The organism is Undibacterium sp. Tian12W (assembly GCF_049339405.1).
Taxonomy (GTDB): Bacteria; Pseudomonadota; Gammaproteobacteria; order Burkholderiales; family Burkholderiaceae_D; genus Undibacterium.
In genome coordinates, this window is record NZ_JBMPPK010000002.1 from 188,403 (window position 1) to 208,194 (window position 19,792).

Annotated in this window: 17 protein-coding genes; 4 read left to right on the forward strand and 13 right to left on the reverse strand. The window is 52.2% G+C overall.

Annotated elements, in window-relative coordinates; translation table 11 throughout:
* Positions 1–3 precede the first annotated feature (3 nt).
* The 9 genes from ACO0LI_RS02935 to ACO0LI_RS02975 form a co-directional block, all read right to left on the reverse strand.
* Entirely contained in the window at positions 4–5,331 is a 5,328-nt protein-coding gene (locus ACO0LI_RS02935) for a DNA repair ATPase (protein WP_423030710.1), read from the reverse strand.
* 154 nt (positions 5,332–5,485) lie between these two features.
* A complete protein-coding gene (locus tag ACO0LI_RS02940; RefSeq protein ID WP_423030712.1) occupies positions 5,486–7,684 on the reverse strand; it encodes a hypothetical protein in 2,199 nt (732 codons plus the stop codon).
* A gap of 34 nt (positions 7,685–7,718) precedes the next feature.
* A complete protein-coding gene (locus ACO0LI_RS02945) occupies positions 7,719–8,399 on the reverse strand; it encodes a ubiquinone biosynthesis protein (protein WP_422952448.1) in 681 nt (226 codons plus the stop codon).
* Between the two features lie 97 nt (positions 8,400–8,496).
* Positions 8,497–8,811, reverse strand: a complete 315-nt coding sequence (locus tag ACO0LI_RS02950; RefSeq protein ID WP_162044841.1) for a hypothetical protein — start codon at positions 8,809–8,811, stop codon at positions 8,497–8,499.
* 37 nt (positions 8,812–8,848) lie between these two features.
* On the reverse strand, positions 8,849–9,583 hold the full coding sequence (locus tag ACO0LI_RS02955) for a PspA/IM30 family protein (RefSeq protein WP_423030714.1): 735 nt from the start codon (positions 9,581–9,583) through the stop codon (positions 8,849–8,851).
* Positions 9,584–9,593: 10 nt separating this feature from the next.
* On the reverse strand, positions 9,594–10,022 hold the full coding sequence (locus ACO0LI_RS02960; RefSeq protein WP_422952450.1) for a DUF2170 family protein: 429 nt from the start codon (positions 10,020–10,022) through the stop codon (positions 9,594–9,596).
* Positions 10,023–10,205: 183 nt separating this feature from the next.
* Positions 10,206–11,144 (reverse strand): M23 family metallopeptidase, encoded by a 939-nt coding sequence (locus ACO0LI_RS02965; RefSeq protein ID WP_423030716.1) that lies wholly within the window; start codon positions 11,142–11,144, stop codon positions 10,206–10,208.
* A gap of 35 nt (positions 11,145–11,179) precedes the next feature.
* Positions 11,180–11,407, reverse strand: a complete 228-nt coding sequence (locus ACO0LI_RS02970) for a hypothetical protein (protein ID WP_423030718.1) — start codon at positions 11,405–11,407, stop codon at positions 11,180–11,182.
* Complete coding sequence (locus tag ACO0LI_RS02975; protein WP_423030720.1) at positions 11,407–11,907, reverse strand: low molecular weight protein-tyrosine-phosphatase; 501 nt, start codon at positions 11,905–11,907, stop codon at positions 11,407–11,409. The genes ACO0LI_RS02970 and ACO0LI_RS02975 overlap by 1 nt, the downstream gene beginning before the upstream one ends.
* 168 nt (positions 11,908–12,075) lie before the next feature.
* Here ACO0LI_RS02975 and ACO0LI_RS02980 point away from each other — a divergent pair, with 168 nt between their 5' ends.
* Positions 12,076–12,636: a GNAT family N-acetyltransferase gene (locus ACO0LI_RS02980; RefSeq protein WP_423030722.1), complete on the forward strand. Its 561-nt coding sequence runs from the start codon at positions 12,076–12,078 to the stop codon at positions 12,634–12,636.
* Here the strand turns inward: ACO0LI_RS02980 and ACO0LI_RS02985 are convergent.
* On the reverse strand, positions 12,633–12,902 hold the full coding sequence (locus ACO0LI_RS02985) for a hypothetical protein (RefSeq protein ID WP_423030724.1): 270 nt from the start codon (positions 12,900–12,902) through the stop codon (positions 12,633–12,635). The genes ACO0LI_RS02980 and ACO0LI_RS02985 overlap by 4 nt on opposite strands.
* A 53-nt stretch (positions 12,903–12,955) precedes the next feature.
* Between ACO0LI_RS02985 and ACO0LI_RS02990 the strand changes: the two genes are divergently transcribed.
* Complete coding sequence (locus tag ACO0LI_RS02990) at positions 12,956–14,491, forward strand: tetratricopeptide repeat protein (protein ID WP_423030726.1); 1,536 nt, start codon at positions 12,956–12,958, stop codon at positions 14,489–14,491.
* Between the two features lie 2 nt (positions 14,492–14,493).
* On the opposite strand, the gene ACO0LI_RS02995 is transcribed toward ACO0LI_RS02990, so the two are convergent.
* From ACO0LI_RS02995 to ACO0LI_RS03005, 3 genes are all read right to left on the reverse strand, one after another.
* Complete coding sequence (locus ACO0LI_RS02995; RefSeq protein WP_422952457.1) at positions 14,494–14,886, reverse strand: MAPEG family protein; 393 nt, start codon at positions 14,884–14,886, stop codon at positions 14,494–14,496.
* A gap of 81 nt (positions 14,887–14,967) precedes the next feature.
* Positions 14,968–17,160 carry a molybdopterin cofactor-binding domain-containing protein gene (locus tag ACO0LI_RS03000; protein ID WP_423030728.1) on the reverse strand — a complete coding sequence of 731 codons (2,193 nt, stop codon included), beginning with the start codon at positions 17,158–17,160 and terminating at the stop codon, positions 14,968–14,970.
* On the reverse strand, positions 17,157–17,636 hold the full coding sequence (locus ACO0LI_RS03005; protein WP_423031060.1) for a (2Fe-2S)-binding protein: 480 nt from the start codon (positions 17,634–17,636) through the stop codon (positions 17,157–17,159). Before ACO0LI_RS03005 ends, ACO0LI_RS03000 begins: the two co-directional genes overlap by 4 nt.
* A gap of 160 nt (positions 17,637–17,796) precedes the next feature.
* Here ACO0LI_RS03005 and ACO0LI_RS03010 point away from each other — a divergent pair, with 160 nt between their 5' ends.
* The gene (locus ACO0LI_RS03010; RefSeq protein WP_423030730.1) at positions 17,797–18,987 is read left to right on the forward strand and encodes a sensor histidine kinase; all 1,191 of its coding nucleotides are present in this window, start codon (positions 17,797–17,799) and stop codon (positions 18,985–18,987) included.
* Positions 18,984–19,790 carry a LytR/AlgR family response regulator transcription factor gene (locus ACO0LI_RS03015; RefSeq protein ID WP_423030732.1) on the forward strand — a complete coding sequence of 269 codons (807 nt, stop codon included), beginning with the start codon at positions 18,984–18,986 and terminating at the stop codon, positions 19,788–19,790. Before ACO0LI_RS03010 ends, ACO0LI_RS03015 begins: the two co-directional genes overlap by 4 nt.
* Positions 19,791–19,792: the final 2 nt, after the last annotated feature.

Here is a 19,792-nt window from a genome sequence, read left to right on the forward strand (position 1 = left end):
TATTCAGGTCTTGTCTTCAGCAGGCCTGGCGTCTTTCTCTTTTTTCTTTTTTTCTGCATAACGCACAGGGATCAGATGCTTTTCCAGATCATGCAGACTGGTGGACATTTCGCGCACATTGTCCCAGATGCTATGGTCAAGGCGCATCTTGTGGTTCATGGCGCTGATGATGGGCAACAAGGTTTGCTCATAACTTTCTGCCAGACGCTTCAGGGTTGTTTGCAAGACCTCCTGATCGGGCATGTTGATGTGCACGTCACTTCTTGCCTTCTGGCCCAGGGCGGCAATCTGCTGGCTGATATCGGCCAGCAGATTGGCGACCTTGGTGGCTCCATCAGCATCTGCACCGCCCTGCTTGCGCAAGCGGCCAAATTCATGCAGCAGGTCTTGCCAGCGTGCCTGCTCTTCTGGCTGGGGCTGACCGAGCAGATGTGCGAGTTTCAAGAGATTTTCTTCTGCACCCATGGTCAGGGTCTGTGCCTCGCCACGGTAGTGATCACGTAATAAAAGATCCAGTTCATCATCATGCATCAGTGCTGATATTTTTGGCGTCAGCTTGCTCATATTGCGGTAACTACCTTGCAGCTTGAATGCCGGTTCGGTACGGAAATGATCATCTTGCGAGGCAGAAGCGATGTAAGCCCGGTTCACCTTCAGCAAGGCATCACGTACTTTGAACAGGCGTTGCAAAAGCGCGCAGATTTCTGAAGTTTCTTGCTGGCTGTAGACGTGCTTCAAATCGCTGGCCGGTATGGGTTCGCCCTGCGCCATCCTGATCAGTTGATAGGTGTCTTGCGGGTCACGCGTACTCAACAAATGCAGGGCCGGGTGTGATACCAGGGCATTTTCTATGTATGACAAGGCAAAGGCATCTTCTTTGCCGCTCAGCACATCACCCAGATTATAAATATCGGCACGATTTGCCAGCATATCGGGAATCTTGAACATCTCGCCCGATTCAGTATACGGGTTACCAGCCATGACAATGGCAAAGCGCTTGCCGCGCAAGTCATAACTCTGGCTGGCACCGCGCCAGACGCCTTCGATGCGGCGCGTACCGTCGGCCAGGGCAATGAATTTTTGCAGGAACTCAGGATGAGTATGCTGGATATCATCCAGATACAGCATCACATTATTACCCATGGCCAGACCGAGATTAAGCTTCTCCAATTCCATGCGGGCGGCACTGCTGCTGGCTTGTGCAGGATCAAGCGAAGTGACATTGTGACCCAGCACCGGGCAATTGATACGGACAAAAATCATCCCCAACCTTTCACCCAGATATTCCATCAACGTAGTCTTGCCATAACCCGGCGGTGAAATCAGCAAGAGCATGCCCATGGAGTCAGTGCGCCTTTGCGCCCCGGCAGCGCCTATCTGCTTGGCCAGGTTATCACCCACCATGGGCAGGTAGACTTCATCAATCAGACGATTGCGGACAAAGCTGGACAAAGGCTTGGCCTGGAATTGCTCAAGATGCAGACGGGCTTTTTCTTCCTGTACCAGTTGCAGGCGCAGGGTTTGCAATTCCTGATAGGCAGGAACGATGAGCTTGACATGGTGCGAGAGCCTGCGCATGAAGTCATTTAGCTGCAGATTCAAGACCGGGCTCTTGTCTTGCGCATCTGCTGGCGTAGTGACAAGCACATGTTCACCCAGAATACCGCTGACCTGCGCCTGCAAATCTGCTGAATGTATGCGGCGCGGCAAATTACACAGCAAGGCTGCACTGACTTCTGGCAAAAGATTCTGGTCCAGTTGCTGATGCGTGATATAACCATGCACCCATTCACTGGCGAGTTGCCAGCGTGCATGCAATGCCAGGGTTTGCTCTTGCCACGGCAGGGGGATGGCATTTCTGGTCAGATGCTGCAAGATGCCCTGCATGATGTCATTAGCAGCGCGGCTGCATATCCATTCATGCGCCGTTGCGCGTTTGACGCCACCAGCATCCTGGCTGAGTTCATCGAGTAAATAGCTGGCTGCTTCTTCCATTAACATGGACATGGATTCTGTGCCTGCTTCCATGCAGTGACTGAAATCCAGGTGCTGTTGCTGCACATACTTTTGCAGAGCTTGCTGTTGTTCAACGGCGAGCTGGCGTAACAGGCGGCCATTGCCAAATTGCTTGCTCATCAGTTCCGCCTGCTCAGCCTGATGCTGCAAAGTCTGCGCTGCTACTTGCAGGCTGGGGGTATTGCTCAGATGTTGCCAGTACAGCACAGCGACTGCCCTTGCCAGTGGCTTGTAGCGCAATAGTCCGGCATTCTCCACCATGGGAACCAGGTCGCGCAGGATGGCGCTTGCATCATGATCATGTACACCTTTTTGATAGCCTTCCTGAAAACGTGCTGCAGCAAAACGCCGCACCAGATTATCGAGTATTGAGGTATCGGTCTGTGCCGCAGCCTCCAGCAATTCTTGCCATTTGCCATTGCCTGCCTCTGCACGGGAGCTCTCCATGATTTGATAGGCCAGGTACTCAGCGCGATAAACTTGCGGGGATTCTGACAATATCTCCAACCCCCAATAGGGCCGCAATGCTTCAAGGCGGTCATCTTCAACCGCACAGAAATAATCTGTGCCGCTGATGTGGTAAGACAGCTTGTCCTGTCTGGCGATAATGGTCAGATCCAGCAATTGCTGGTTGACGGTAAATGCATGACGTCCCAGGCGTATGGTATTGCCGGTTACCAGCTCACTGCGGTCACGCAAGGAACGCTGTGCCTGCTCACGAATATTTTTAAGCTGACCAGCCAGGTCATCAGCTGCAACCTGATTACCCAGCTTGCGTAATTCTTCTATGCTGGCCCTGAGTTTATTGAGCAATGAGTCAGAGGCAAAATAAGCTTCCATTTGCGCCTGTTCCTGGAACTGTGTCAGGCGCTTGGGGATGCCGGTCAGGATGCGGCGCGCTGCTTCCATGATGGCCTGGACGCGGCGTGAACGGGCATCGTTCAGGATTTGTTTCTTGCCTTCAAAAGTTTCGTATACCGATTCGCGCTTGTGAGCGATTTCGGTCAGGTATTCATCCTGCTCGGCAAAGCGACCTTCCAGTTCTTCCAGTTGCGCCAGCAAACGGGTCAGCAATTCATCACAACGTTCAGGCGTAGCGGCCTGTTCCAGCGCGCTATCTACCGATTGAGCAAACAGTTTTAATTGTGCTGCAAACTCGGCAGCTGATTCACCTTGCGACAACTGTTTACGGCGCAAACGTGCCTCTGCCCGCAGTTTATTCAATTCAGCATAAATACTGGATATCGTATCAAGTATCCTGGTGCGCAAGCTGGCGTCCCCTACCGCCAATGTCCCCAGTAATTCTGTCAAGCCATCGAGATTGTGTGCATGCTTGTCCAAGGCTTCGTAGACAGGTGTCAATTCTGCCGTGGTTTGCAGAGCGCCCAACTGGCTGCTGAATTTGGCGACCTCTTCATGGATTTTTACAAAGGCATCGTCGCGTGACAAAAACTGCACAGTGCGCTCTGCTACTCGTCTTTCTTCTGTTGCCAGTTCATCGTCGAGATCATCCAGACGCGCTACGTCCATATACCGCTGCTCTTTAAGCCCGGTCAATTGCCCGCGCAGCAGACGTATCTGTTCCAGCGCATCGATGAAATCACCGGGCGCATGCCATAAACGGCTAGCGGTTTCCGTCAGCAACTGCTTTTGCGCAAACTCTGTCTGCTGCAAGGTCTTTCTGGCCTGGCTTTGTATGGCTGCGACCTTGTCAAACTCGTCCAGGGTGGCGCGTGCCACTTCTATGAGGCTCTGTACGTCCTTGCCGATTTCCCGGGCCTGCTCTGCGCCAAGCCAGTAATGGGCATCAATCAGATGCCGTGCTTGTTTGGCGATGGCTTCATAGACAAAACGACTGGGCAGGCGGGTACTGCTGATCTCATCCTGTTCGCGCACTGATTTTGCCAGCGAATACAGCTCAGACAAACCACGTACCAATTCGCGGTTACCTATCTTGCCAAAGAAACTTTGACGCGGGGCCTGCTTGGCAGCATGATCATCGCTGAGAAAAGGCGTCTGCCACAACTGCATTGCATGGTTGCGGGTAGGCTCTTCGCTCTCGGCAGTAAACAACATCATGCGCCCGTCGCCATAGCGGGCATACCCCTGGGCCAGCAAGGGCTGTTCCAGTGACTTGTTGATGAGGTTGTAAGTCAGCAAAACATAAATGCCAGGCTCGACGCCATAAAACACGTACAAGACATCTTCACCATTGGGTGACAGGATGCGGCGCTTGAATTGCAAGTCTGTCGGCAAGTCACTGAACAGGCGATGCTCACCGCTTTGCAGTATGTAACCACCAGGAAAAACGATGCCGTGGTCTTCTGGCAATTGCACGCAAGACCTGCCTATGGCATCTACCCTAAGCACTTGCTGAGTACGGCGTACATACACCAGATAGCGACTCTGGGTTTCGCGGTAAGGCTTTACCCGCAACAATATCAGCTCACCTACTGCTGCGTAGGCGATTTCTGCATCGTTCAGAGACTGGTTGGCATCTTCCACCGGTTCGGCGTAAATACCCAGGCCTGTGTCCGTATTATTTTCTATCTTGACGGTGAGGTCACCACCTATGGATTCGACAAACAGGGTATCCAGGATATTGACATGGGAATGCTTGCCTATGACATGCTGTTCACGGGTGGCCAGTAACCATTCAAAATCATGGGCTGGTGGCAGGGCGACATCTCTTTCGCCCCGGTTGTCAATATAGCTGACGGTGCCATCATCCTTTATCTGCCAGCGGAACACCCGTATATCCGACATGCGTTCGCCTATTTTAAAGGCGGCCAGCAATTTGCCCTGGTGCACACGCAATTGCACCAGTTGGGCATTTTTATAGTAGCTGTAAAGTTCCCTGAACTCATTCAGGAAGCGCGTATCGCTGAGGAAGGTATCCTCCAGCTTCACTGGTTCCAGCTCATGCTGCCCGCTGCTATTATCCAGGCGATACAGGGCAAACACATCGGCAACCCGAGTCTCTTGCCGCAGGCCGATGAAGACGTTGTAACCCAGCACCAGTATGTCGCCAACCAGAACCAGATCACGCGATACACAATTGTTTTCAGTACGCGCACGGGTGCGTGCCAGCAGATTCATCTCATCGCGGCCAAACTCTTCCAACCTGGCACTATTGAGCAGCACCGCCTTGTCGGATATCAGCTTGCCTTGATTATTGAGTCGCTGACGCAGCAAATCAAAGCTGCCGGAATGCTCACCCGCAGCCGCTTGTGGATGTGAGTTATCAATCGAGCTGGTGTTTTGTGTGTTGTTGTCTGTATTGCTGGACGCGGCTGGCTCAGGCATTGCATTCATTGCTGGGTTTTCCGTTTGTTTATCAGGCAATCAAAAGCGACTGCAATGACGCGAAGAAAAGTGCAAACCTGCACCTTTCTCCGGGAATAAAGTCAGATTCTTATCCTTGTTCATTGCAGCAGATGCTGCAACAAACAAGTCATGCAAACCTGGCTTATGGCAAGATTTTCTCTGCACTCTCTGTGCCTTTGCCCATGCTGTTGATCAGCGTATGCAGGGCACTTTTCTGTTGTGCCGTACCCTGGGCATTCACCCTGGTCAGAAAAGCAGACAAGGACAGGTTTTGCAATTCGGCAGAAGAACCACCCAGTGCACCTACCAGGTCACGCAGATCATGCACCATGTCGCGTTCGCCACTCAGGTGATTTTTCAAGCCAACCTGCAAGGTTTTACTCTTCTGTATCGTGCCGTCTATACCCTTGCCTATCGCCAGGGCATTGACGAAGCGGTCGAAGTAATCCCCCTCGCCACCAACGATATCAATATTGGCATTTTGCAGGGCCTTGCCGAGTACCTCAGCCTGATCTTTGGCAATATGTGTCTGCGCGTCCAGACCTTTCATGATTTGCTGATTGGAGATTTCCAGTTGCATACGGAATTCTTCATGGGCACGGGTTTCATCACTCATGGCAGCCATGGCTTCAAATTTTTGACGCAAGCCTTTGGATTCTGCTTCAAAACGGGTTTGTATGACGTGGGCTTCAGCATCACCATGGGTGACTGTTGCGCTGGCATCTGCCGTTTTGACATTTGCCGCAGCCAGGCCCATTTGCTCATGACCCTGTGCCTCAGCCTGCATATGCAAGCGCAAGGATTCAGCATCTGCTGCACCCTGCTTGGCCGTTGCTTCGGCACCGGCAATGCGGACATTGGCTTCTGCGCGGCCCAGTTGCTCTTTACCCTTGGCTTCTGCTTCCATTTGCATGCGGGTTGATTCTGCCTGGGCAGCACCCTGCTTCAGAATGGCTTCTGATGCAGCGATCCTGACTTTGGCGTCGGCCAGGCCAGGTGCTGCCAATTCGGCTTCACGACCTTCAGCTTCACGTTTCTTGGATTCGGCTCCTTTCTCGGCGACTTTCAATGCTGCATCGGCCAGGGTCAGATCTTGTGCTGCCCTGTGTTTGGCGGAGCGTTCTTCTGCTTCTGCCGCTTTAACTGTCAACACCATTTTTTCTTCGGCACTGGCTTCTGCGGTGATCACCACGCTCTTTCTTTGACGGTCAGCTTCAGCCACCACACGTACTTCCTTGATGGCTTCTTCCTGCTCTGCAACTGTGCGCTCCACTACAATGCGTTCACGAATGACGTCGGCAATCGCCTTCTTCTGGATTTCTATGGCTTTTTCTTTTTCTATGGTTTGCAGCGCGACTTCTCTTTCCCTGTCGACGACTTCCAGTTGACGGGCTCTGGTGACGCGCTCCTCTTCAATCGCGACAGCACGCTTGCGATTGTTTTCTGCCACTTCTTTTTCACGCATGGTATTTTCTTGCTGCACCAGTACGATCTGTTCCGACTGCAGGCGCGCCATTTCTGACTTGGCGTGTTCTTCAGCCTGGACTTTCTGGGTCTCGGCCTGCTCACGTGCACGTACCGATCCTATTTCACGCCCCTGACGTGATTCAGCATCACATTGCTGGCGCTCAAGTTCGAGTATGGCTTCGCGGGTTTCCACGTTCTTTTTCTTGATGCGCATTTCTTCATCGCGCTTCAATTCATTGGTGCGTATGCTTTCTATCGCAGTCAGTTCAGTGATTTTCTTGATACCCTGGGCATCCAGAATATTGTGGGCATCCATTTTATCCAGCGATGTTTGCTCGATGTAATCAATCGCCGCATCTTCGAGTACATAACCAGACAGATCATCACCGATCTGGCGAATGATTTCATCACGGAAGCGGTTGCGCGCCTGATACAGATCGACAAAGTCCATGGACTTGCCAACAGTCTTGAGTGCTTCGGCAAACTTGGCGGCGAACAGGCTTTCCAGCGTGTCCTGGTGCGAGGCACGCGCGCAACCTACCGCTTGCGCAACCTTCAACACGTCCTGCGCTGTCTTGTTGACGCGGATAAAAAAAGTGACCTTGATGTCGGCACGGATATTATCCATGCAGATCAGGCCATCTTTACCCATTCTGGCGATTTCTATGGTCTTCAAAGAAATCTCCATAAGTTCTTTTTTATGGATGATGGGATAAACAATGCCACCTGTGAAGGTAACATCGGGCTCGGCCCTGAGAGTATTGATAATCATTGCGTGACCCTGTTCTACCTTGTGGTAGAACTTGGCGAACATTGCCAGTGCACCGAGTAACACAATAACGCCGAAGCCAATTGCGAGCAGCATGATGTCCATGAAATTCCTTGTTTGTCTTTTGGTAAATTTAAAATTAAATCTGCTCTGTAAGAGCACTTACTTCGTACTGCTGATTGCCGTCGTTATAGGCAAGCACGACTGCTATTGAATTCTTTTTCAAGCTATTGGGGCTGGCTGCCCATACCCGGATATTGATGGCGACACCATGATCTTCGATTTCTGCGCGGCCAAATTTCTCGTCGACGCTTTCCGTCACGATGCGGCAGCTATGTCCAATCAGGCTATGGTTATCCCTGGCATAGTGGCGCACGAACAAACTGCGCATGGGTTTGATGAGCCTGGCAGAAATAGGAATGGACAAGGCCATGGCGGCCAGCAGCGTGCCACTACCCGCTACTAATTGCAGCGTTGCCGTTGGCACCAGGGCCAGCAAATATTGATGTACCAATGCCGTGAATAGCCAGGTAAAAAAAATGATGAGGGTGGCGACGATGGAAAAAGGTACGCCACCCAGCCCCATTGCCACCAGATATCCCGCCACGGTATGCAGGTCGGCACTGTCACCGTCTGCATGAACATCATGATGGCCAAGATCATGGTGACCAAGGTGCAGATCATGCCCACCACCAGCATCAAGATGATGACCAAAGTCAACCAGGCCAAAGATGGAGAGCAGCCAGTACACCAGAAGCACGCCCATCAGTACGCTGGGTATTGAGGTTGGAAAGCTGCTCAGCAACTGCCAGATATTCATGAATTTTCCCTGTCTGTTATTTTTGTTGATATAAGCCGCATCGGTCAGCTCTTAAGCAAACACCGTGGTGATCGTAACAGGCCCCATCATGTCAGGATTATTTTTTTGTAAAATTGATCAACTCCTGATTCAAGCGCTCTTTGATCGCACGCTTGTCTTCCAGATCTATGCCAAAGCGCTCCGCCAGCATGACGTAATCGGCATCACTCAAAGTGACCGTCAGGCGCGGCCTGACAGGCTTGCTGTTATAGGGCAAACCCAGTATCAGGCGTATCTGGTCAGAGGGTGATAACTGGTTGTCGAAGGCTGCACGACGCACGGCTTCTATCACCTGTTTTTCAACATCAAACGCCACCTGCACGGCACGCAGTGCAGCGTCAGAACTAGTCCAGCTTGACGATGTTTTGACCATGTGATTCTCAGGCATCTGTCTTATTTAATTGGCGCCATCATTGGCCATCACTGGTCGCTGGCTTCATCATTGCCACTTGCCGCGCACTGAATTTTGCCTGCAACCTGGCCAGAACTAAAGCTTTCTGGTCTGGCACCTGTCCTATGCCCGCAGCTGCCAGTTTCTGGTCAAGTGCTTTACCGCCCAGTTCATTTTCCAATACATCTGCTGCATGCATCTGGTCTGCCATGTCCTGGTGGCGCTGCTTGATACGTTCCAGCGATTCTTTCGCGCTCATGAGTTTTGAACCACTGGCACCCATGGTCTGGGAGATAGTGGCAGTCGCCTGATATACGCTCTCCGTGGTTTTCGCCATGGCGAGCTGGCGTTCATGTTCACGCAAGCTGGTTTCGGCATTGCGTATCATGTCCTTGAGTTTATTAATGTTTTCTGTGAATTCATTACGCGAGGCATTTTGTTCAGTAATCGCAATTTCCAGATGGGCAAGTTTGCCTGCGACTTCTTCAGCCAGCACCAGCTCATTTTTTTGCATGGCCTGCAAAGCCAGTTCTTCATAGCGTGCGAGCTCTGCTTGCAGGCTTTCAATTTCCCGCGCAGCCTGCATTTCTTTTGCCATCACGGCAGTCAGGTTTTGCTTGGCCCTGGCGACATGTGCTTTTGCTTCAACAATCTCTTGCTCATAAATGCTACTGGCATTCTGGTCAACCACGCTTTGCCCGATTTCACGCAAATTGCCTCTGAGCATAGTCAAAATTTTAGAAAAGACAGCCATGGTAGTCCCCTTATTTCAGATATTCAGTGAATACATCTAAAGCTTCAATCGCGTTATCAGCCACCATGGCGACATCGATGGCGATGTCTTCCACTGATGCATCATGTGCCAGCGATCCATAAATGACATAGTGCTGTCCTATGCGGCCAAAATTGGAAAGCGGAATAGAGATATTCAAATCCATCATGGCTTCCAGCATCTCTGCACGACGTTCTGGCTTGATTTCTTCTTCTGTCCACAGATAACAAATGCAGAGTACCTGGCTGGGGGATACGGTGACAAAGACGGGCAACTCGGCCTGGCTCTCTATGCTGATGCGCATGACTGGCACGCCTTCTGGCTCCGTCACAGGCAGTAAGCTGGCACTGACATCCGCCAGACCCATGCGCCTGGACAGTATATTTTCTATGCCTGCCAAGCGCTTCATCAGCTCTTCCATACAACTCCCTCAGTTCTTTAAGCTATTACAAAAAAGAATACAAGACATATTATGTCGCATTTTAGGCGTACGACATAAAATGTCAAGGGAGAAAAGTGAAAATATTTTTATGCTTTTTAAACAATTATTTAATAATGGGCCAATGTCAGCGGGATGTGCGCCAGCACGTGACGAAGCGAGAATTCAAGAAGCTGACAGGCAACGTATGACCGCGTCGTCTACTGCTTTGCCACCAGGCAGGCATTCGCGCAGGGACTTTCTGGCTTTGGCTTTACTGGCGTTGACGGTTGGCGTATCAGGTATCAGCCAGCTTTGGTAGCGAGGTGTGAATACACCATCGTGAGAATTATGAAAACGGAACGGCAGGGAAATGATGGTGCCGTTCTGATTCACCTGTACATGGAAATGCAGATGCGGCGTGGCAGAGTAACCACTATTGCCGGAAAGCGCCAACACATGGCCCGCGTCTACACGCATGCCCGGCTGCACCTGGCTGGAGTTTTGCATGAGATGAAAATAGTCAGCCCAGGTGCCGTCATCATGCAGGATGCGAACATAATTGGCCTTGTCAAAAAATTCGGCCTCAATCCTCCCATTGTCGGCAAACTGGCTGATCACTTCCACCACGTAACCGGCACGCGCCGCCACCACTGGCGTACCTACGGGCATATCGATATCGACGGCATAACGGGTGGCAACACTCTGATGGGTAAACTGCGGGCCATCGGCGGCCTGCACTATCTGGAACCCCTGGCCAGCGACGAAGGGAATTTGATAGCTGGCATTCACATCATGCCGAGCATTGGGGTCACCCTGCACGAACTGGCTACTGTAATCGATGGTATAGCCAAATTGTGCATTGGCGGCAGATATCTGTACTAACTCCATACTCTGGCCACCCGTCAGTTGCGCCTGTATGGGCCATCTTTTACTCGAGGTCAGATTACTGAAACTGCTGAGTTGCAAGGTAACCGTGACTGGCATACGGCTGTTATTGGTCGCCAGCAAAGCATTGGAATATGCACCTCTGACGGTTTCGATTTTTACCAACTCATTGCGGGCATGTGCTGGCAAGGCAAAGCCGAGGAAAATCCCCAGGCTGAGCATGCTGTTAAAAAACATCCTATTTGATTGCATGGATAAGGTTACAGCGGGTTTCAACGCCTGGCACGCCAGATCGTGCGCCCGCCCACATTATGACTCTCCAGTTCACCAGCATTGCGCATGTTTTCAAGTGCTTGCGATACCATGGATATTTGTAAGGGTTCACCTTGCCAGTCTATCCAGAATCTGGCAATACCCTCTTCAGTATCAGCACTATCAGGGCGCATTTGCAAATACTGGCGTATGGATTTCATGATGAATTCGAGATCTTGTGCCTGCATCAGGCTTCTCCTTTTTTGACAGACGTCTCTTGCTGGATAGCGCGCACCAGGCCAGCGCTGGCATCCTCGATATAATCCAGCACCAGGTCAAAACCATCCGTCCCGCCATAATAGGGGTCAGGCACGATCTCGCTGTCACTGTGGCTCGCATAATCCATCATGAGTTTGAGTTTGTGCTGATGTCGCGGCGGGCACGCAGCTTTCATGCGTGCCAGGTTGTCCTTGTCCATGGCCAGCAACAGATCGAAACTTTCAAAATCATCTGCAGTGAGTTTGCGCGCCCTTTGCTGCGACAAGTCTATGCGACGGCGCGCTGCAAATTGTTGCGAGCGTGGATCAGGTGCCTCACCTATGTGATAGGCATGGGTACCGGCAGAATTTATATGTAAATCCAGCCCTGCTGCCCCGGCGTGGGCACGGAATACGCCCTCAGCACTGGGTGAACGGCAAATATTGCCCATGCAGACAAACAGGACAGCCTTGGTAGCAGAAGTTTTCATTGCCAGCTCAGGGATTTAATATAGGGATTTAATAAAAAGATAAATTTTTCTATTGCTATTGACATGTTAACACGCTGTCTGGCGCACGCAAAGCCAGATTCCGGGGCGAGAAACACATGTTATTATTTCAGCCCATCGCCAGCCAGAATTCATCTTACATAGACAGTCATGACAGCAAACGCCACAGCAAACACCAGCAGCAATACCGCAGACATCCATTTCCGCCCCGCCGTTGATGCCGACGCCGACACTATCGCGGCACTGGTGAACAGTGCCTACCGTGGCGACAGCAGCCGTGCGGGATGGACTACAGAAGCTGATTTGTTACAAGGCTCACGCATATTACCACCTGAAGTGCGCGGACTGATTGCCAATCCCGATTCCGTGATCCTGCTGTGTTTACAAGGTGAAGACATCATCGGTTGCGTGAATCTGGAAAGAACTGAAGGTGCCGCCTACCTGGGCATGTTTGTGGTGCGCCCTGTGCTACAGGGTAATGGCATAGGCAAGCATTTCATGCAGACTGCTGAAAAACATGCGCAGAAATTATGGGGCATCAACAAGATATGGATGACCGTCATCAGCGTCAGGAAAGAACTGATTGCTTACTACGAGCGCCGTGGCTATGTGCGCACAGGTCGCTTCAAACCCTTCCCATCTGATAATGGCAAGGAACAGATGCTGGTAGAAAACCTGCAGTTTGAAGAGATGGAAAAAATCCTGGACTAAGTTTTAGGCTCCTGGGGATAATAAATACTGACGGCGATGGCAATGCAAAAAGCGATGCCTACGCCGTATAGCAGGCGTATGTCGCTGCCGATGACGTAGGGATAAAACATCAGGCCTACAGACAGCCATGTGACACGCTTGTTGGTTTTTTTCCTGCCATAGTAAAACGCAGCCATACCGAGCAAGCCAAAAACAAAGGCGGCAATCAGGTAGGCGCGGGAAGGTAACAGGCTCCATAACAGCGCCATCAATTCCTGTTCATCCATAGCATTAATCCTTGATAAGATAGTCCAGATAGTACAGGAAATTGAACAGTAGAATGAGCAAACAGATCAGCGCAATATTGCAACAGGCAGTCGCACTGCACCAGCAAGGCAAGCTGGATGCAGCAGAAGCACTCTACCTGCAGGTTTTACAAAACCAGCCTGAGCATTTTGATGCCTTGCAACTGCTCGGCGTCATAGCAAAACAACGTGGTGATGCCGGGCTGGCAGTAACACGCCTGCGCGAGGCGATTGCTATCGATGCACAGCAGGCGATTGCGTATGGCAACCTGGGGGCTGCCTTGCAAGACCTGGGTTTGCCAGAAGAGGCTTTGCTCAGTTATGACCGGGCGCTGCAATTAAAGCCCGACTATGCCATGGCCTGGAATAACCGCGGCAATACGCTGCGCAGCATGGGCAAGCTGGTTGCAGCCCTGCATAATTATGACAAGGCCCTGCGCCTGAATCCACGCTATACAGAAGCTTTATTAAACCGCGGTATCGCCCTGCAGGAAATGGAAGAACACCAACAAGCCTTGCAGGACTTTGATGAAGCCCTGACATTAAAACCGCAAGATGCCGCCATCCATTTTGCCCGCGCCTTCAGCCTGCAATGTTTGCGGCTGGAAGAAGATGCCATCGCCGGGTATGAAGATGTGCTGCATTTACAGCCTGGGCACATACAAGCCCTGTGCAACCGGGGTATCTGCCTGCAAAAAATACAGCAATTCCCCGCTGCTGTGGATAGCTTTGAACAGGCAATAAAAATCAAGCCAGACTACATCAAGGCGCATCTGCAATATGGCAATACTTTACGCCAGATGGGGCAAGAGGCTGCTGCCATCGCGGCCTACCAGACAGCAGCAAAACACTGCAAAGACGAGACAGAGCTGGCACACATCAATTATGCGCTGGCGGCATTGGGAGTGATGGATGCACCCGCAATGTCACCACCCGCCTACATAACAGATTTGTTTGATCAGTACGCTACGCATTTTGATGAACATTTGCTGGAAGTCTTGCATTATCAAATCCCCGCTTTGCTCAGCAAGGCAGTCAGCAAACATGTCAAAGCCGGGCCCGGTAATTATCTGGACCTGGGTTGCGGTACAGGCTTGTGCGGCGCTTATCTGCGGCCAACCGCCAGCAAACTGACAGGCATAGACTTGTCAGAAAAAATGCTGGCCCAGGCCAGAAAGACAGGCTTGTACGATGAACTGCACTGTGCAGAAATCAGCGACTGGTTACAGCAGCAAGACCAGGATTTTGACCTCATCATGGCAGCTGATATGTTTGTCTATATCGGCGCACTCGATACCGTATTTGCTGCGGCCAGCCGCGTCATGCAGGCTGGTGCAGTGCTGGGGTTTTCAGTGGAAGCTGCAGTGGAAACCACAGATGACACAAAGAATGAAAACGCAGATTACATTTTGCGTCCATCCCAGCGCTATGCCCATCGCTATGCCTACCTGCAAAGGCTGGCGCAATTGCATGGCTTCAAAATTGTCGAATCCAGCCAGGAAATTGCACGTCAGGACAAGGGCGAAGATGTACCTGCCCTTGTCATGGTCATGATCAAAACCCAGGCCTAAGCCTAAGCCATCAGCAAGATGGCAATGCTGGTTGCCACGCCACCTGCCCAGACCAGGGTACGCAAAGTCCCCTGGTTCATCAGATAGACGATGATGTAAACAATACGGATGGCAATGAACAACACTGCCAGTTGATCTATACGTGTCTGGTCAGCATGGGCTTGCTGTGCAAGAACAACCGCAGCAATAAACAAGGGCAGGGCTTCAAAGCCATTTTGCTGCGCCGCATTGGCACGCTGCCGCCAGCCACTCAGGTTTTTGGCCCACTCCCTGGGATTATCATTGTCATATCTGCCTGCTTCACGAGGCACTTTGGCTGAGCCGCCCTTGGCCAGGCCAACTGATACTACCGGTAACAGGCAGGCTGCCAATACGCACCAGTTTGCTATCGTCATTTTTATCTCCTGGAATAGTGTGAATTCAAATTTGAGAATTGCACGATACCAGCAGTCACAACAAGCTGCAGTAAATATTTTTTACGCCACCAGCGTCCATCCTGCCTGAGTCAAAGGCAGGCGCGTGACTGGTTTGTCACTGGCTGCCAGCAAGGCATTGGCAATCGCCGGACCTATCGACGGCGGGCCTTCTTCGCCCACGCCTTCCGGCCTGTCACCAGTACTCATGACCATGACGTCCAGCACTGGTGTCTGTGCCAGCGTGACTAGGCGATAGCTATCAAAATTGCCCTGTTCCACCTGGCCATCCTTGAAACTGATTTCACCAAACAGGGCAGCAGATAAACCGAACAAGGTACCCCCCATCATTTGTGCCTCAACTGCTTTGGGATTGGCGACAACTCCCGGGTTGATGCCGGCAGTAATTTTTACCAGTCGGAATTGCCCGGGTTTGCTGACCGCAATTTCAACAATATGCGCACTGAACAGGAAGCTATTGCCGTTCATGGCAAAACCACGATAATGGCCCTTGGGCAAGGGCTTGCTCCAGCCTGCGCGTTCTGCCAGCGCATTCACAAAGGCAAGGGATTTGGGATTATGCTGCAACAGACGACGACGGTATTCCAGGCTATCCATGCCCGCCTTGCGGGCGGCCTGTTCCAGCGTATGTTCAAGAAAAAAACAATTTTGCGAATTGCCTACTGAACGCCAGTAAGAACAGGGAACGCCAAAATCAACACGTGTCCAACGCGTATCGAATAAAGGGAATTTATAAGTGTTACCGAACCAACCCATGATAAAGGTCCAGTCAAGACCATCCCTGGCCGGGCTATTCGTGACTCGCGTATATTCGAGTAGTGAGGGGCCCGCTGTATCGAGCCGCAAAACCATGGGCAGATAATCTTTATCCAGCGCCAGTTGCACGCGGGCAGCGGTGATGGGGCGGTAATAACCAGCCCGCATATCATTCTCACGCGACCAGATGGTTTTAACGATGGCACCGGCAGCTTTGGCGATCAAGGCGGCCTCGATAGCAAAATCATGTTCCAGCCTGCGGCCAAAACCGCCGCCTACTTGCTGGGTATGTATCTGCACTTGCTCAGACTGCAAACCCAGTGCCTTGGCGACGCCATTTTGTGTGTCCGTCTGGCTTTGGGTGGAGAGCCAGACTTGTGCACCTGTAGCAGTCACTTCAACAGTGGCATTCAGGGGTTCCATCGTTGCATGGGCCAGGAAGGGCACATCAAAGCTGGTGTCGATAATGCTGCTTGCCTCACTCATTGCGGTCTCTGCAGCACCTTCTTTTTGTTTTTTTGGCCTAGGGAAGAGCTTGCCATCGCCAGCAGCAACTGCCCTCAGCAGGCTGGTGCGCATCTCTGCGGTGTTGATGCTGGCATGCGCACCACCCTGCCATACAGGCTTGAGCAATTGCACTGCCTTGCGGGCTATCCAGTAGCGATCGGCCACTACCGCCACGGCATTGGGCAGATGCACGACCTTGCGTACACCTTTCACAGCCAGTGCAGGGCTGTCATCCACACTTTGCAAGCTGCTGCCAAAGCGCGGCGCATGCAGGACAGCTGCCATCAGCATGCCTGGTCTTTGCACATCGATGCCAAACACGGCACTTCCATCTACCCGCGCCGGGATATCGGGGCGTGGCGTTGACTGTCCCAGTACCTTCCAGTCTTTGGGGGATTTGATGACAGGTTTTTCTGGTGGTGCCAGCATTGCTGCCGCCTTGATCAAGGCGGTGTAGGGCAAGCTGCGGCCTGTGGCAGTATGATTTATTTGCGCGTTGCCCGCAGTGCAATCTTTCACCTCGACCTGCCATTGCAAGGCTGCTGCCTGCAACAACATTTGCCTTGCTGCCGCACAGGCTGGTGCTATTGTTTCCAGTGCAGAATTAAAACCTGCGCTAGCAAAAGTCGTGATGCCGGGCGGCCATTCCCGGTGAAATTGCTTGATGACAGGCGCATGTTCTATGCGTACATTGGCGATGGGCATCTCCAGTTCTTCGGCCACGATCTGGGCAATCGCCGCATGTGTGCCCTGCCCCAGATTGGTGACCGTCGTGTAAGCAGTCACCACACCTGTGCCGTCCATGCTGAGCCAGAAATCAAAGGGTGAATCAACGGGTGAGACTGTCTTGCTTGTGTCATCTGCTGCCAGACTATCAAGCATGGGTATGGTGCTGCTGCCCAGTACCCATGCACCTGCCACCATTGAAGATTTAAGAAAATTCCTGCGTGCAGGCGAAACCAGGGTAGTCATGCTTTTACCCCTTTCTTGCCTGACAATGGCTTGAGCTTCGCAGCAGCAGTATGTATGGCCGCCCTGACAAGCGGATAAGTACCGCAACGGCACAAATTGGTCATGACAGCATCGATTTGCCTGTCACTGGGATGTGGTGTGGTTTTCAGCAAGGCGGCCGCCGCCATCAGCATACCTGACTGGCAATACCCACATTGCGGCACCTGATGCTCTATCCAGGCTTGTTGCAGGACATGGCTGCGATCAGGCGACAGGCCTTCTATCGTCGTGATGTTGCGCCCATTCAGGCCTTCTACCGGCACTAGGCAACTGCGTAGAGCCTGACCATCCAGATGTACGGTGCAGGCACCGCACAGGCCGGCACCGCAGCCAAACTTGGTGCCTGTCAGGCCCAGGTCTTCACGCAGTATCCAGAGCAGGGGAGTATCGCCATCTGCCTGGCATGTGCGTACCTGCCCATTCACTTTGAGTTTCACATCCATGAGCTTCCCTTTGCCTTGGCAATTTAATTGCAGAAATTGATTATCTGGCAGCGATAAACTGTCATGGCAAAGCTTGTGACGAAACCCCGAAACCCTGTCTCTGCTACCTCCCTGCGCAAGCAAATATGGTCATGCAGACTGCTATACTGCTGCCATGGAAAATGCCCGCCCAGATACTCCCGCCCTGAACCAGGCTCACCCTCTCACGGCGATCAGCTTGCTCAAGCTCTTGCTGAGCAATATCCTGGTATGGATCAGCCTGTGCGCCATTGGTGCACTCGGCAATTATGGTGACCTGATCAAGTACGGCACTACCCAGCGCAGCTTTAGCGAGATACTGTGGTTCTGGGTCAGCAGCCATTTGCTGATGATGGTGTTCAGTACCTGCCTCTACCTGATCTTCATGCGGTACGAACGATTTCTCAGCAAGGCGAAAGGCATAGCGCTGGCCTATGCAATCATGCTGCTGTGCTTTCTGCCACTGGAAGTGATGTATATCGCCATCCTTGACCTGCTCAAGGACAAACCCGGTTTTGGCTTGCAAGATATCGTCAGTACGGCCTTCAATATGCGTAACTTTACGATTTTCCTCGAATTTGCCTGGTCCACCGGCACCTTCATTGCCGTACTGGCAATCTGCACCTGGCGACAAGCGCGTGTGCGTGAACACGCCCTGCAGCAATCGATGAATGATGTTTTGCATCTCAAACTGGACCTGGAGCAGCAAAGGCTGGATGCCTTGCGCGGGCAATTGGAGCCGCACTTCATCTTCAATTGCCTCAATGCCATCAGCGCCCTGGTCAGGAGTGATGACAAGCGCATTGCCCTGACTGGTCTGAACCGTCTCAGCGATTTGCTGCGCTATGCTTTGACGGCCAGCAGCAGGGACTGGGTAAGCCTGGAAGATGAAATGACATTCATACGCGATTACCTGGAATTGCAAAGACTGCGCTACGGCGCACGCCTGCAGATCAGCATCACAGGTGATACAGGCAACGTTCTGGCAGGTGACTGCCCACCTTTGCTGCTGCAACCCTTGCTGGAAAACGCCTTGCGCCATGATCTGGATTGCCACGAAGGCAGCAGCGATATCCGCATGCAATTCAAGCTGCACGGTGAAGAACTCAGTATCAAGGTAAGCAATACCATCACCAATGGTGTCGCCGCCAACCCTGGTCTGGGGCTGGGCTTGCCGCAGACACGCGCCAGACTGGAATTGATGTATGCAGGACGCGCCAGCATGCACAGTGGCCGCATACAAGATGAGGGACAACAACGGTATGAAGTAGAAATCCGCATGCCGTTGCAGATGCCTGAGAGTGCGACAGAGAGTGAGACAGCGTGAACAATATTCGTGCACTGATCGTCGATGATGAAGAACCCGGGCGGGCCAACTTGCGTTATGCCTTGCGGGATCATCCCGGCTGGAGCATCGTCGCTGAATGTGCAAATGTGGCTACGGCGCGCGAAACACTGGATGCGTATGCGGTCGATGTCATTTTTCTCGATATACAAATGCCCCGCGAAACCGGTCTGATACTGGCACGTGAATTGAGTACCCAGGCAACACCACCGCTGGTAATTTTTGTCACCGCCTTCAACGCCCATGCGATAGAAGCCTTTGACCTGCACGCGCTCGATTACTTGCTGAAACCTTTTGACGATGAGCGTCTGGCACTATCGCTGGAACGTGCTGCGGCCATGCTCACGCAGCGCCAGCAAGCCAGTTATGCGCAAGCCATGAGCCAGTATGTCAAAGCTGAAGATGAGTCAAAAAAAGAGCAGCCGGCTTACTGGCAACAAGTCAGTGTGCGCTCGGTAGGCCGCATAGAGTGCATACAGCTGGCAGATGTCTTATGGATAGAAGCGGCAGGAAATTACATGCAATTACATCTGAATGAGCGTCAAATGCGGCGTGCAGTACTGCACAGGGTTGCTCTAAGCCAGCTCGAAAAACATCTTGATCCGGCACATTTCATGCGGGTGCACCGCAGTGCCATTGTGCGCTGTGACCAGCTCAGTCAGCTTGAGGTATTGGGTGACGGCGTCTATCAACTCACACTCGCCAACCAGGACAAAGTCCCTGTCAGCGAGCGTCATGTTGCAGAAGTCAGGCGGCGCATGCATGATGGCTTGCGACCGGCCTGACA